A 12,466-nucleotide genomic window follows, 5' to 3' on the forward strand; every position below is an offset into this window, starting at 1 on the left:
AGGCGAGGGGCTGTCCGCCCCTCGTTCGTCTCTCGATCAGCGATCCACTTCGCCGAGCACGATGTCGAGGCTTCCCAGGATGCCGACGACGTCGGCGATCGTGTGGCCCATGCACATCTGCTCGAGCGCCGTCAGGTTGATGAAGCTCGGGCTGCGAACGTGGTAGCGGTAGGCCGTCGGCGACCCGTCGGCGACGACGTAGTAGCCGAGTTCCCCCTTGGGATTCTCGACCCGCGCATAGGCTTCGCCGGCGGGCACCTTGATCTGATAGCTCTTTTTGCCCGGGAGGATCGGCCCGTCGGGGATGTCGCGGACCGCCTGCTTGAGAATCCGGACGCTCTCGCGCATCTCCAGGAGGCGGACGTAATACCGGTCGTAAAGGTCGCCGTTCTTGCCGGTGATCACGGAGAAGTCGAAGCGGTCGTAGATGCTGTAGGGCGCGGCGCGGCGGATGTCGTAGGCGACGTTCGAGGCCCGGAGCACGGGACCCGCGGTCGAGAAGTTGATCGCCTGCTCCGGCGTCAACACGCCGACCCCCTTGGAGCGATCGAGGAGGATCTCGTTCTCCGAGAGGTAGCGGTCCAGCTCGTCGATCCGCTTGTCGAGCCGGTCGTTGACGATCCCCCGGCAGCGCTCGATCCAGCCCTTCGGCAGGTCGAAGGCGACGCCGCCGAACCGGAAGTAGTTGCACATCATCCGACTGCCCGCGGCCCACTCGAAGAGGTCGAGGATCAGCTCCCGCTCCTCGATGGCGTAGAGCGCGGGGGTGAAGAACGCGCCCAGGTCGTTGAGCAGGAAGCCGATCGACCACATGTGGCTGGCGATCCGGGTCAGCTCGGCCATGATCACCCGGATGTACTCGGCCCGCTCGGGGGGCTTGGCGTCGTCGCCCATGAGCTGCTCGACGGCCAGGGCGTAGCCGAAGTTGTTCCCCATGCTCGTCAGGTAGTCGAGCCGATCGGTGAACGGGAAATTCATCAAGAACGTGTTTCGCTCGCCGATCTTCTCATGATTCCGGTGCATGTAGCCCATGACCGGCTTGAGGCCGACGATCGTCTCGCCGTCGACCCGGATGTTCATCCGGAACACCCCGTGGGTGCTGGGATGCTGCGGCCCCATGCTGACGATGAACTGATCGGTGCCAAGCTCCTCCACATCGACGCCCGCCGGCAGGAGGTTCGCCCCCTTGGGGTCCGACGCGCTCGACAGGCTCGCCCAGTCCTTGAAGCCTTTGGGGAACTTGACGTTGGTCCCGTGCGAGGCGAATTCCTCGGCGCGGAAATGCTGGCCCAGACCTTCGTCGACCCGGCTGGGGAACACCTTGGCGGGCGCTTCGTAGTAGGGTTCGAGGAAGTCTTTGCGAAGGGGATAATATGCGTATCCGTCCCACATCAAGATCCGCGACAGCTCGGGATGTCCGGTGAATCGGACTCCCATCATGTCATACACTTCGCGCTCTTGCAGGTCGGCGCCGCGGTAGACGTGGTAGAGCGACGGCAACTCGCCCTCCCCTTCCTTCTCGGCGACGCGGACCCGAAGCACGATCAGCGTCCCGGGGGAAGTCGTGCTGTCGAGCTGATAGTTCACCTCGATGCAGTCTTCGTAGTGGACGCTCTGGAGACTGACGAGATAGTCGTACTTGATCGGGTTGCGGTCGCGGAGGTACTGGCAGGCGGGAACCAGCTTCTCGGCCGGGATCAAGAGGCCCGCGTGGACAATCTCGGCCGTCCCGGCGCCCACCTCTTTGTTCAGGCGGTCGGCCAGCTCCTTGAGCCGCTCGTCGCCGAGCCAGACGAGGCTGGGCCGGACCTCGGCCCGCTTCACCTTCTTCGCGGCCTTGGGCGCGGGGGCCGGCTTGGCCGCGGCGCCGTCGACCGACGGGCCCGCCGCTTCGTCGCCGGCCTCGATCTCGGGCTGCGGGGCGGGGATCAGGGTCGGCTTGATCAACCCTTCCTCGCGCTTCTCGACGAGTCCCTGGGCCGTGCGTTCGGCGGCGAGTTCGACGGTCCGAAGGTCCACGAGGTCCGGGCCGAGCACGGGGATCGGGATGTCGCGCTCGACTTCGGCCCGATACCAAGGCGCGTGACGGATCTTCTCGCCGTCGATCTTCTTCTGAAGCATGATCAGGCCGTTGAGCAGGGCCTGCGGAGTGGGGGGGCAGCCCGGAACGTAGACGTCGACGGGAAGGTACTTGTCGATGCCGGAGACGACGTTGTACCCCTCTTTGAACGGGCCGCCGCCCGAGGCGCAGGCACCCATCGACATCACGTATTTGGGCTCGGGCATCTGGTCGTAGAGCCGGGCGATCATTGGCATCATCGTCTTGGTGACCGTCCCCGAAACGATCATCAAATCGGCTTGCCGGGGCGAGCCGCGAAACACCTCGGCTCCGAACCGCGCGATGTCGAACCGGCTCGACGCCGTGCAGATCATCTCGATCGCACAGCAGGCCAGGCCGAACCCGAGCGGCCACAGGCTCGATCGGCGTCCCCAGTTGTAAACCGTGTCGACCATCCCGAGCAGCTCATCCCAGGTGGTGACCAACACGTATCGTTCCAGCTCCTTCTGGAGCACGGGATCGATGTTCGTGCTCCATTCCGGTCGGACAATCGTCTCATTCGCCATGGTGGGAGTGTCGCCAACTGGGCCAGTCGAGTGCCCTCTCGGGGGCGGAAATCCGATGGGAGCGGACGCGTCGCGGTTCGCACGGTGCGACGATTCGCCGGAGCTTGTTTCTCGTCGTGATCGAGAACCTGATTCTTGATTCGCATTGACATGGTAAACCGACCGTGATCGTTCCGCCAGGGGGCACCGTCACCGTCTCGGCGAGCGTCGAAAACCCGGAAAAAACCTCGACTTGCGACCCGTCGCGTCCCGCCCGAGACCGGCCCGGCGATCGCGCGGGCGGGGCGAGCCGGCAACCGACGATCGCCCCGCGCACGGCGATTCGGCCCTTTCCGCGTGAGGGGGATGCGTCCATAATGATGGATATGGCAAAGTCCAGGTTTCGATTCACGATCAGCGCCTTGCTCATCTTCGTGGCCTGCATCGCCTTGAACATCTGGCTGTTCCGGCTGGGCGCGTTGTGGGGAATCCTCGGCCTGAACGTGACCAAGCACGTCGTGATCGCCCTTCTCTGCCAGAATCTGGGGGTCGATCGAGCGGACGCCCCGAAATCGCCGCTGCCTCGGCGGCTGTCCCCCCCCTCGCCCTCGCAACCCCTTCCCCTGGCCTGACCGCGGGTTGCGACGGAACCGGCCCGACGCGCCGACGGAACGTCGCCGCGGCCTCGCGCGCCTGGGCTATTTCGGCATGGCCGCCGAAGTCTTGTTCGACTAGAGTGACGCCCGATCCAGCCCCGACCTGGATCACGTCGGCTGCCACGCGCCGGGTTGCTCTCGCAGGCCGCGGTGAGGTGCCTCCCCCTCCGCTCGACACCTGAGATCGTGCATTTCCCGCTCGCCGAAATTTCGCCCGGCGGTCAGGTTCCATGCGATGGAAACAAGTCGGCCCGGAGGGAAACGATGGGCGTGAACCCAGTGGGACGCTTGCTGTTGGTCGAGGACGAGACGGTCCTCAGAGGCCTCGTAAGCCAGTTCCTGGTGCTCGAGAACTTTGAAGTCGTCGCCGCCGAGGACGGCCTGGCGGCGGTCGAGGCCTACGAAGACGGGGGCCCTTTCGACCTTGTCCTGCTCGATCTCAATCTGCCCGTGCTTTCGGGCGTCGAAGCCTGCCGGCGGATCAAGGAGATCCATCCCGAGCAGCCGTTCCTGGTCTGCAGCGCTGCGATTCTCGATTCGCACATCGCGGCGCTCGAGGCGCTCGGCGTCACCGAATCGCTGGGGAAGCCCTACCACCCCCTCGAATTGCTGACACGGATTCGAACGATGCTGACCGACACCGGATCGTGCGCGGCGAGCGACCGCGATCACGATCCCAAAACCTGGCGGAACGACCCGCGGCAAGCCGCGTCGCGTTCGGTCCACGCCTTGTCCGAAGCCCACGTATTCGATTAGGATGACCGGTTCGTACGCCGCCGGCGCGAAATCCTATCGAGACGCCGGCGAGCGCTGATACAAGGCATCGCCTTCACGCTTCTTTTTGCGATATGCGAGGGACGGTTTCATGGCTGGGAAACCGCGGAATCGACTGGAACTCCGACGTCAGAGCGAGGCCGCTGAGCCTCTGGACCCGATGGAGGACGAAACCGAAGACGTTGTCGAGGACGTCGATGACGAGGAGGTCGCGGTCCGCCCGAAGAAGAAGGCCAAGGCTCCGGCGAAAACCAAAGCCAAGTCGACCCGGGCGCCGAAGCCCGCGGCTCGCATGCGGATCGTCTGGGTCGTGCTCAACGACGCCTACAAGCCGATCGCGACCTTCGACTACGCCCAGAAAGAGGCGGCGGAAGCCAAAGCCGCCGAGATGACGGCCAAAGGCAAGGGCACGCACTTCGTCCAGCGCACCAAGGAGGCCATGCCCGAGGACGCCCCAGGCATCGGCGCCACCATCCCGCGAGCCGAAGTCGCCCCGTCGAAAACCAAGGCCGCCGCGAAAGCGAAGCTCGCCGAACCCATCGTCGACGACCTGGAAGACGACGACGACGAGGACGACAACGACGCCGACTCCGAACCGGAAGACGACGTCGATGACGACGACGAATAAAAACGACGAATAATAAGTCTCGACCGTCCCTCCCCTCGCGGACGGTCGAGACCTGAATTCCAACAAGAAAGCCCCAGCTTCACTAGGAAGCTGGGGCTTTCTTGTTGGTCGTCCTCGAGAAAAGACGATTCGACCGGCGGATGCCCACCGGAATGGTCGTCAACACTCGGACTTGCCGAGCGGGAGTGCAAAGTGGGCGCACCAGGATTCGAACCTGGGACCTTACCCTTATCAGGGGTACGCTCTAGCCAACTGAGCTATGCGCCCTTTGCAAGCGACGAGTCTTATCTTAGTCGAATGCACCCACGAGTCAACCACCGACTCCCCCGGAAGGGGCCAAAACGTCGAAATTCATTTTCGCGGGGGGGGCGTTTCGGCGTTCTGATAGCGTCGGGCAATCCGCGCCGCCAGGCCGCCGACCGCTTCCCGCAGTGCGTCCGGGCCGATCACCTCCATCTCGTCGCCGAACGACAGAACGACCGACGCGAGATCTTCGAGAGAATCGACCTCCACCGCCAGTTCGGCGACGTCGCGACCCAACGAGATCATCCGTCGACGGCCTTTCCACGGCAGATCGTCGATTCGACGCGAAAGGCCGCCCCGGAGCCTCAAGACGATCTCGGGGGAGGCCCCCGCGCGCCGCCGTCGCCCGTGTGACGGGTCGAGGAACCGCTTGAGCTGAAACCGAGGCGGCAGGGTGTAGGAATCCGTCGTCGGCTCGATTTTCTCGATCCAGGGGAACGGCACCATCACGACGCCGCGGTGAACGCTCGATCGCCCCACCAGGGCCCACTGCCCTTGAATTCGCGGGAGGCGGTAGAGACTCATCTTCGTCGTCTCGACTTCGGCCTCCGCCCGCCCCTGCTCACGATACCAGAGCCGGATTTGCCGGCGACAGGTCATGGCGGCGAGAACACCGTCGAAGAGGATGTGACCGTTACCGGGGAGTTCCTCGACCTCAGGAACCTCGGGGAGTAATTCCGAGCAATGATTGATGCTCGCTCGCAACTCCTGGGGAAGACCCTGAAGCACCTTGTCGACGGCGATCCGGGCCTGGCGCAAGAGCCCGACGGTGCCGGCACCTTCCCAGCACCGGCTGATCAACAGCAGCGCGAGCGCCTCCTTCTCCTGGAGCCGCGTCGGCTGAAGGAAGACGTTCCTGGCGAGCTGGTAACCCTGGCGGTCGGGGACGTAATGGACAGCGATGCCGGCCGCTCCCAGCGTCGAGAAGTCGCGGTAAATCGTCCGGCGGCTCACCTCGCATGCCTCGGCGAGCTGCCGGGCGTTGGGGCACCGTTCCGTTTGCAGAAGCATGACGAGTTGGAGGAGCCGCGCCAGCGGGTAGTTTCCGGTCGCGGCGTTCGTCGACGGCGGCTGTGGCGGTGGGATCGCCTGGTTGACGGGTGTATGGTGATTCATGATCGCTTGCCGTGTTCCGAGCGTCGTTGCTCTTTGCTTTCGTGCGTCCACCTCCAAAAAGTCTAGTGCGCCACGAGTCGCAATGAGAACTGGTGAACACTAAAACCCAGGCCGAGAGGCGACGTCGTTTCCGGCCACTCGAATCAGCGCAGACGACACGACCGGCGCATCCCAACCTCTTCAACGCCGTCTCCGACGCTTTTCGGTCCCTGATGTTGACAACGACCCGGCTTTCACCCTATTGTAGAACCCTCATTGCGACGGGCAGATAGCTCAGTTGGTAGAGCAACGGACTGAAAATCCGTGTGTCGGGAGTTCAACTCTCCCTCTGCCCATTCCCTCTTTCCCCTGACTCTGGCCGACAGAAGCCGTCAAGTCCCGTATCTCACACGGCTTAGGCTTCTCGGCCGGCTGAACAAACAAGGCAGCCGTTGCGTCGGCGTCCGGCTCCTTGCGCCCCAAACCGTCCCCTGCGGTGGGCAGATAGTGGGCACGGGGATTGTTTACGGGTTGAACGTCCGTTCCCGTTGCGGCCAGAATGCTTGCTTGAGGGCGATCGGAATCCGATCGGAGCGAAGGCAGCGACAGGGCGGCCCGCTCCATGTCCACGGCTCGGGGCTTCGTATAGCGGTCGGTCAGCCCCGGCGTGCTGTGACGCATGATCCTCTGGGCGACGCGGGGCGACACCCCGGCGGCGTCGAGCAAGGTCGCGGTCTGACATCGGAGCGAGTGGAAGTCGAACACCAATCCCCCGCTGTCTCGATAGGGGATGCCAGCCCGCTCCAGGTCGCATTGGAGCATCGTCGCCCCCCGATCGTCTGTCAGCGGGAAGACGGGCTCGCCAGAGGCGACGAGGGCGACGAAGTGGCGAAGGTCGTCCGCAAGGTCGCGAGCGAGGGTCAACGTCGCGGCAGTGCCGTTCTTCGTGTAAGCGGCCTGGACGGTCACGGCGGCCGGATCGGCCGTCCAGTCGAAGGATTCCGGCGTGATGCTTTGGATCTCGCCGTATCTCAGGCCGGTGGCGATCGCCAGCCGATAGAGCAACGCTCGACTCGGGCCGGACATCTTCCGCCAAGTGGGGCCGTTGTGGGCGGCCTCGATGAGTCGCCGTAGGTCGTCGACCCCGATGGTTCGCCGATCGTGGCGACGGTCTTCTTTCGCGTTGTAACCGGTCAGCCCGGTGAGCGGGTCGGATGCGAAACGGCCGGACTTCCAAGCCCATTTGGTGAACGATCGGATGGCGGTCTTGTGATGGTTGACCGATCCGAGCGACATCCCTTCTGAGCGGAGCGTAGCCAGGGCGGATTGAACACGGTCGGTCGTTAGGCATGCGAGACGACCCGTGGCCAGCCAGTCGGCCAGCTTCGCTTCGTGGATGGGGATCTCGCATCGCTTCGCCTTGCGAGGGCGTTCGACTTCGGACGGGGCCGCGCCAAGGGAGATCGCAATCAGGACGCGGACGCGGTTCGCGGATAATGCGACGTGCTGGGCCGTCGATCCTTTCGCCTCCAGGGACGCGGCCCAAGCCGCGACGTGTTCGGCGATCGGGCGAGCCGCATGTTCCCGCCGAGCCAAGTCGCGGACGTCGACCAAGCCTGACCGGATCTTCGCCGCCTCGGACTCGGCTGCATTCGCCATTTCCTGGGTGGCTCGCTTGTCGGCGCAGCCTTTGCGCTCGACCTTGAGGCCCTCGGCGTCGACGAATCGATAGTACCAGGACTTCCCCCGCTTACGCAGACTGGCCACAGCTCGCCCCCTTTTCGATCCAGGTGCGGATCGTCTCTGGGCGCCATCTCGGCATCTTGCCGACCTTGATATCAGGCTGGGGGATCTTGCCGGCGGCGCGCATACGCTCGACCACGCGGCGGCTGCACGCGAGAGTCCGGGCGAGGTCCACGATCGTCATCAGCGGTTCAATGACACAAGGCGAAGAATCACGGGGCGCCATGCGGCGGAACTCCGTTCAGGATGCATTGTCGGCGCTCTGATCGGCGTCGTAAATGGTGCTCCGCTAGGCGTCCCCCTCGTGGCTTGCTTGCATCCGACTCGGATTGCGGCATCAACGCACTCACTATGACGAGTTGCGTCGGCCGCCGTCAAGACCCATCGCAGACGCTTGGATGGGTTTTCTGTCAAGAAGGCAGATAAATTTCCGAAATGCAATCATGACGGCCAGCACCTTGACCGGCGGGTTCGCGTGCCAGAGAATCATCGGTGCGGGCGACTCGTATATTGGAGCGTTGGTGCTGCTGGAGGTGAAGCATGATTTACATGGAATTCGGTCATGAGTCCGACATACGAACTGAAGACAGCGAAGGCAACGAGTACCTGCTGCGATCCAAGCAGTTCGGGGGCACAACTTTTGAGCCGCACATTAAGGGTCCGGTCGAATTGCGAATGAAAGACGAGTCTGACGATCGAAGGGTCGAGTGGATCTCGGTTGGCCACTATCGAATCGCGGACCCCAAAGCATCTAACGGCGAAATTCTGGTCCATTCGATGGAAGCTCAGCCGATTTGAAGCAAGGCTAGCCAGGTCCTGGATTGCGATGTGTACTTCGAGGAATATGAAGGTCAATGCGGCTCGCCATTGGCGTACGTTGTGAGCCGCAACCTTCACCGCAGAAGCCTAAAGCCAGGGCAACGTGCGGCTATAGCTGTTGATGTTAAAAAGCGTCTAGAGATTGAGTACCACGAGAGTCGGATATCCGGTCTCAAGCGTGGCAAGGAGCAGGGCGATCCCCGTGTTGCAACTAGTTGCAACACGGAACCGAACTCTCGAAAAGAAGCCGCTGAGATGATGGGCGTCAGTCCTCCGCGATTGTGCTTCGTGTCAGCGTCGCTTCAAGGCGAACTTTGAATGTCGTTGGGTAAGGCCCGGCGATGCCTTTCCCCATTTTTGTTGCGTTGACCAGAACTTCCGTGTCGCCGAAACGCCCGGTGAATGCGGAATCTGATCCAGGGTAAAGCCTGTCGGCCGTGAGCGTCTGGAAGGCGGCCTTCAGCATCGCTGCGAAGGCATCGCCCTTGATGTAAGGATCAAGTTCGCCAGGGGTATCGGCGGGGCCGATCTCGATAGTCATGGTCATTCGCTGTTCATCGCCCATCTTTCTCTCCTCTCCCCTTCTCCCATCCTTCCCACCAACACGCCACGCCAGAGCCTACCCCAACAGAAGGCCTGATGCCAGCGACTCGAAGATCTCGGCCAGAAGCGTCCCTGCCCGTGGGATATACTTCCCCGGGTCATCGTCCTGGCTGTCGAGCAAATCGGGGAGGCTTGCCAATGACGCGGCATGTAGCGGGGCGGCTTGAGCGAGACGGCGTGTGGGTCGCCGAAGAGATCGAAGCGACGATCGACCGGGCTCGAATTTCGTTCGCGTGCACCAAAGGCGAAGCCTGGATGGGCGAGCGGCATCGGCTGACGGCGGCCGACGGTCGGATCATCGAGTTCACAGTCGACCGCAAGAGTGTGTACGAGCCGGACCCGCGAGGTGACGAGGAGGTCGTCGAGGGCCGGCTAACGGCCGACTATCGCGATTGATCGGTTGAGGCCTACCCCAGCAGTCGGCTCGATGCCAGCGCGGGGAGAAACTTGATCAGGAACGCTTCCGCCTGCTCCGAAATCCCCGGCGCCTTCGACGCCCTTGAACCAGCCGCGTTCACGATTACCGGATCGTGCTGAAACAGAAGCCTGCCCGCGACGATCGTGGCGGCGGCGAAGGCCGACTCCGGCGACAAATCCGTGATCTCGATGAATGGCTTGCCGAGCCGCTTGCAGGCATCCCGCGTACAACGGTAACCGGTCGATCCCGTCGGCCCTAGCCAAAGTGTCACGTGCCCGGATTTAGCATTGGCCTTGGTCCGCGCCGGGTAGCCTGGCTCCTGGCACTCGACCATGCCGTATAGATCGGCGTACTCGGGGCGTGGGCCTGCTTCGGTCAGCCACCCCAACGGCATGGTCCCGCCCGTCTCCAGACCCAGTCGCTTCGCCACGCGCAGGGCGGAGGCGTCGACGCCTTCCTGGCCGCCGGAGATCACGCGCAGGTTCACTTCGGCCCCGCCCCATCGGCGTCGCGGTTGAGTTCCTTCACCATCTGCTGGTGCGCCCGCTCGACCGGGACTTTGAGCATGTCGCTTAACATCTCGACCAAAGTGGTCTTTCTGAAAGCCGCGACGACGCGGGCTTGATCAACTAGCCGTCGGTCGAGCTTCACCGGAACGTCGTCTCTATCGCTTCGCGGGCGACCAGCTCGCTTGGATTCCGCCATCGCTCTCTCCAATGTCGCGGCCACCACTCCAACACCATCCTTTCAGATTACGGCAATCCGGTCTCGCTTTCCACCGTAGTGATAATATGCGACGGTCATCTAGGAATCAAGAACGCGATAATTTTTCGCCGACCCATTGACTTAGGTATTTTGGTTACTAGACTACCAATGTCGGGTCGCAACAGCGATCCAGCCAAACGAGCAATCAGCCAAAGAAAGGACCGGACCTATGGCGAACATCGACGAGGTCAAGGACGCGGACTACTGGAAGGCCCAGGCCGAATACTGGCAGGGCCGGGCCAACGAACTCGAAGCGGACATCAAGGCCATCACGTCCCCGGAGATCATCCGGTTTCGGGGCGTCGACGGCGACGTGATGTGGCAACGCGACCTCTTCAAGATGCCGGCGAAGTGCTGGGGCAAAGCCGTCCAGCGTCAACCGCACATCGAACAGTGGCATCAGGTGGAGGCGGGCAGCATGCTGCTCGCCCTCAGTCCCGCGAGTTCGGTCACCTACCTCGATGACGTCGAAGACGATGAACTCGATGTTGATGAATTCGGCGACGACGAAGGGTTCGGCGAAGACGACTGACGGGACCACCGCCGCCCCGGTCGGGTTCGCTCGGCCGGGGCTCACATCGTTAAAATCACGAATCTTCAGAAATGGAACAGGAATTGCTTTGCAAAGCGGTAGATTGCATGATACAATGAAAGAAATGGGCCTTGCTCATTGCACGTCAATCACCCCGCCGCGAGCCGTCCTGGCTCCCCTTCAGCCGAAGTTCCGACGTCATGCGCTATGATAAGGGTGACGCTCGATCCGTCGGTCGCTGGCTCAGATTCCGCCGAAGCGGCAGCACTTCGTAATTGTGGGTATTCCGACTGTCGAGACGCCGCAGCAGCACCAGGCTTGCGAACAAGCCAGAACAAGTGGCCTGCCGCCGACCAAAAGACTACTCTCGCAAATTCGGCTCAAGTGGCATAATGGCAGATCTTTAAGTCGGAAATCTGCACGTCGAAAATGTTCGGAAGACGTGATTTTCTACTTATTGTAGAGGACGCAAGAAAAACGAGGTGGTTGCCCGTGCCGGACCGCCGGACACGCTACCTGGGAAATATGTTGCCGTATCCTTTATTTACCTAGACCTTAGCAAAGGCTTGCAAGCCAACTGAAGGAGAAGTAGGAGATGCCCGTCGCATCAATCAATCAGGACAGTGCGGAGCACATCGGGATCGGCGAATTGATCCGACGAACCGGATGGGGATCGAACAGAGCTATGAGGCTCGCCTTGCTCGGCGAGATCCGAACCCAGATCAAGCCCGGCAGGCCGGTCCAGTTTCACGCGGGCGACGTCGAGCGGATCGCAGCCGAAGCCAAGTGATCGAGAAGTCACCGGTTATCCAACACCTTGAGGATCAGATCGATATGCTCGCCGAACAGAGGAACGAGATGATCGCGAACTGCTTCCGTCCCGGCGTGAAGAACGGGCACTACTACCCGCTAATGCCTCGGCACGGTGCCTACCTCTTAGATTTCAAGGGGAAGGGCGAGCGGTTCGCACGGCTTTTCCGCGAGACGTGGACGCGGATTCCGCTCTACGCTCGGCGGTGCATCCTGAAGCATTGGAAATCGGACGACGTGCATAGGTTCGCAGTCTATTACTCCCCGTCTATCGAACTCTCCGACACGTGGGACGGAAAGAAACCGGGAGACGCGGGGTACGCTCACCGTGGAGGGCATTCCCTCCGGTTTGCACGCCGTCGAATCGAGAAGATGCCCGACGCGGTGGTTTGCGATCTGATCGCCCACGAGTTGGCCCACGTGTGCCAGTGGGCTATCGGCGAAGACATGACTTCTTCGGACGCATTCGATATCGAAACTATCGCCGACGAGATCATGGAATCATGGGGATTCGACGCGGAGTCCATCGACCGATGGGCGGTCGAAGCCGGCGTCACCAAGTTTGTCGACGTAGACAAGTTGACCGAGTCGCAGAAGAAGCGACTTCGAGCGAGGGCGAAGCGGGCCGGGCGTGGGATCGGGCTGTATCTCTGATCGACCGAAGCATTGACCATGCGTGGGATCGGCCAGAGACGCGGACCGTTTGACACAGTCGA

14 protein-coding genes, 2 tRNA genes and 2 pseudogenes are annotated in these 12,466 nt (G+C 62.4%); 9 read left to right on the plus strand and 9 right to left on the minus strand.

Annotated elements, in window-relative coordinates; translation table 11 throughout:
* Positions 1-36: 36 nt before the first annotated feature.
* Entirely contained in the window at positions 37-1,119 is a 1,083-nt protein-coding gene (locus BSF38_RS32600) for an NADH-quinone oxidoreductase subunit D (RefSeq protein WP_420819240.1), read from the minus strand.
* A gap of 243 nt (positions 1,120-1,362) precedes the next feature.
* Positions 1,363-2,625: pseudogene (nuoB, locus tag BSF38_RS32605) on the minus strand (NADH-quinone oxidoreductase subunit NuoB); the annotation flags it as partial.
* Positions 2,626-2,981: 356 nt separating this feature from the next.
* Between nuoB and BSF38_RS09600 the strand changes: the two are divergent.
* The 3 genes from BSF38_RS09600 (at position 2,982) to BSF38_RS31295 (ending at position 4,662) form a co-directional block, all read left to right on the plus strand.
* Entirely contained in the window at positions 2,982-3,236 is a 255-nt protein-coding gene (locus BSF38_RS09600) for a hypothetical protein (protein ID WP_145952040.1), read from the plus strand.
* Positions 3,237-3,524: 288 nt separating this feature from the next.
* On the plus strand, positions 3,525-4,016 hold the full coding sequence (locus tag BSF38_RS09605; protein WP_083712834.1) for a response regulator transcription factor: 492 nt from the start codon (positions 3,525-3,527) through the stop codon (positions 4,014-4,016).
* A gap of 109 nt (positions 4,017-4,125) precedes the next feature.
* Positions 4,126-4,662, plus strand: a complete 537-nt coding sequence (locus BSF38_RS31295; protein ID WP_076345102.1) for a hypothetical protein — start codon at positions 4,126-4,128, stop codon at positions 4,660-4,662.
* A 193-nt stretch (positions 4,663-4,855) separates the two neighbouring features.
* Here BSF38_RS31295 and BSF38_RS09615 read toward each other — a convergent pair.
* Together BSF38_RS09615 and BSF38_RS09620 are read right to left on the minus strand one after the other, a co-directional pair.
* Positions 4,856-4,929: transfer RNA gene (locus BSF38_RS09615), tRNA-Ile, on the minus strand.
* 84 nt (positions 4,930-5,013) lie between these two features.
* Positions 5,014-6,081 (minus strand): helix-turn-helix transcriptional regulator, encoded by a 1,068-nt coding sequence (locus tag BSF38_RS09620; protein WP_076345104.1) that lies wholly within the window; start codon positions 6,079-6,081, stop codon positions 5,014-5,016.
* Positions 6,082-6,343: 262 nt separating this feature from the next.
* Here BSF38_RS09620 and BSF38_RS09625 point away from each other — a divergent pair.
* Positions 6,344-6,416: transfer RNA gene (locus tag BSF38_RS09625), tRNA-Phe, on the plus strand.
* Positions 6,417-6,708: 292 nt separating this feature from the next.
* Here BSF38_RS09625 and BSF38_RS32610 read toward each other — a convergent pair.
* A pseudogene (locus BSF38_RS32610) lies at positions 6,709-7,719 on the minus strand (tyrosine-type recombinase/integrase); the annotation flags it as partial.
* Between the two features lie 91 nt (positions 7,720-7,810).
* On the minus strand, positions 7,811-8,029 hold the full coding sequence (locus BSF38_RS30335; protein WP_145952042.1) for a helix-turn-helix transcriptional regulator: 219 nt from the start codon (positions 8,027-8,029) through the stop codon (positions 7,811-7,813).
* Positions 8,030-8,343: 314 nt separating this feature from the next.
* Between BSF38_RS30335 and BSF38_RS09635 the strand changes: the two genes are divergently transcribed.
* The gene (locus BSF38_RS09635) at positions 8,344-8,601 is read left to right on the plus strand and encodes a hypothetical protein (protein ID WP_076345106.1); all 258 of its coding nucleotides are present in this window, start codon (positions 8,344-8,346) and stop codon (positions 8,599-8,601) included.
* Positions 8,602-8,887: 286 nt separating this feature from the next.
* Here BSF38_RS09635 and BSF38_RS09640 read toward each other — a convergent pair whose 3' ends face one another.
* Positions 8,888-9,187 carry a hypothetical protein gene (locus tag BSF38_RS09640; RefSeq protein WP_076345108.1) on the minus strand — a complete coding sequence of 100 codons (300 nt, stop codon included), beginning with the start codon at positions 9,185-9,187 and terminating at the stop codon, positions 8,888-8,890.
* Between the two features lie 176 nt (positions 9,188-9,363).
* On the opposite strand from BSF38_RS09640, the gene BSF38_RS09645 reads away from it, so the two are divergent.
* Complete coding sequence (locus BSF38_RS09645; RefSeq protein WP_145952043.1) at positions 9,364-9,621, plus strand: hypothetical protein; 258 nt, start codon at positions 9,364-9,366, stop codon at positions 9,619-9,621.
* An 11-nt stretch (positions 9,622-9,632) separates the two neighbouring features.
* Here BSF38_RS09645 and BSF38_RS09650 read toward each other — a convergent pair whose 3' ends face one another.
* Together BSF38_RS09650 and BSF38_RS09655 are read right to left on the minus strand one after the other, a co-directional pair.
* Positions 9,633-10,130: a YpsA SLOG family protein gene (locus BSF38_RS09650; RefSeq protein WP_076345112.1), complete on the minus strand. Its 498-nt coding sequence runs from the start codon at positions 10,128-10,130 to the stop codon at positions 9,633-9,635.
* Positions 10,127-10,348 (minus strand): hypothetical protein, encoded by a 222-nt coding sequence (locus BSF38_RS09655; RefSeq protein WP_145952044.1) that lies wholly within the window; start codon positions 10,346-10,348, stop codon positions 10,127-10,129. Before BSF38_RS09655 ends, BSF38_RS09650 begins: the two co-directional genes overlap by 4 nt.
* Before the next feature lie 229 nt (positions 10,349-10,577).
* Between BSF38_RS09655 and BSF38_RS09660 the strand changes: the two genes are divergently transcribed.
* From BSF38_RS09660 to BSF38_RS09665, 3 genes are all read left to right on the plus strand, one after another.
* The gene (locus BSF38_RS09660; protein WP_076345116.1) at positions 10,578-10,940 is read left to right on the plus strand and encodes a hypothetical protein; all 363 of its coding nucleotides are present in this window, start codon (positions 10,578-10,580) and stop codon (positions 10,938-10,940) included.
* 595 nt (positions 10,941-11,535) lie between these two features.
* On the plus strand, positions 11,536-11,730 hold the full coding sequence (locus BSF38_RS30640; protein ID WP_145952045.1) for a hypothetical protein: 195 nt from the start codon (positions 11,536-11,538) through the stop codon (positions 11,728-11,730).
* A gap of 44 nt (positions 11,731-11,774) precedes the next feature.
* A complete protein-coding gene (locus BSF38_RS09665; RefSeq protein WP_145952046.1) occupies positions 11,775-12,404 on the plus strand; it encodes a hypothetical protein in 630 nt (209 codons plus the stop codon).
* Positions 12,405-12,466: the final 62 nt, after the last annotated feature.

The organism is Paludisphaera borealis, assembly GCF_001956985.1.
Taxonomy (GTDB): domain Bacteria; phylum Planctomycetota; class Planctomycetia; order Isosphaerales; family Isosphaeraceae; genus Paludisphaera; species Paludisphaera borealis.

Bases quoted from the DNA above. Each gene is read 5' to 3' on its own strand.
- BSF38_RS32600 (WP_420819240.1), bottom strand. From the start codon at position 1,119: ATGGGGCCGCAGCATCCCAGCACCCACGGGGTGTTCCGGATGAACATC.
- BSF38_RS09600 (WP_145952040.1), top strand. From the start codon at position 2,982: ATGATGGATATGGCAAAGTCCAGGTTTCGATTCACGATCAGCGCCTTG.
- BSF38_RS09605 (WP_083712834.1), top strand. From the start codon at position 3,525: ATGGGCGTGAACCCAGTGGGACGCTTGCTGTTGGTCGAGGACGAGACG.
- BSF38_RS31295 (WP_076345102.1), top strand. From the start codon at position 4,126: ATGGCTGGGAAACCGCGGAATCGACTGGAACTCCGACGTCAGAGCGAG.
- BSF38_RS09620 (WP_076345104.1), bottom strand. From the start codon at position 6,081: ATGAATCACCATACACCCGTCAACCAGGCGATCCCACCGCCACAGCCG.
- BSF38_RS30335 (WP_145952042.1), bottom strand. From the start codon at position 8,029: ATGGCGCCCCGTGATTCTTCGCCTTGTGTCATTGAACCGCTGATGACG.
- BSF38_RS09635 (WP_076345106.1), top strand. From the start codon at position 8,344: ATGATTTACATGGAATTCGGTCATGAGTCCGACATACGAACTGAAGAC.
- BSF38_RS09640 (WP_076345108.1), bottom strand. From the start codon at position 9,187: ATGGGCGATGAACAGCGAATGACCATGACTATCGAGATCGGCCCCGCC.
- BSF38_RS09645 (WP_145952043.1), top strand. From the start codon at position 9,364: ATGACGCGGCATGTAGCGGGGCGGCTTGAGCGAGACGGCGTGTGGGTC.
- BSF38_RS09655 (WP_145952044.1), bottom strand. From the start codon at position 10,348: ATGGCGGAATCCAAGCGAGCTGGTCGCCCGCGAAGCGATAGAGACGAC.
- BSF38_RS09660 (WP_076345116.1), top strand. From the start codon at position 10,578: ATGGCGAACATCGACGAGGTCAAGGACGCGGACTACTGGAAGGCCCAG.
- BSF38_RS30640 (WP_145952045.1), top strand. From the start codon at position 11,536: ATGCCCGTCGCATCAATCAATCAGGACAGTGCGGAGCACATCGGGATC.
- BSF38_RS09665 (WP_145952046.1), top strand. From the start codon at position 11,775: ATGCTCGCCGAACAGAGGAACGAGATGATCGCGAACTGCTTCCGTCCC.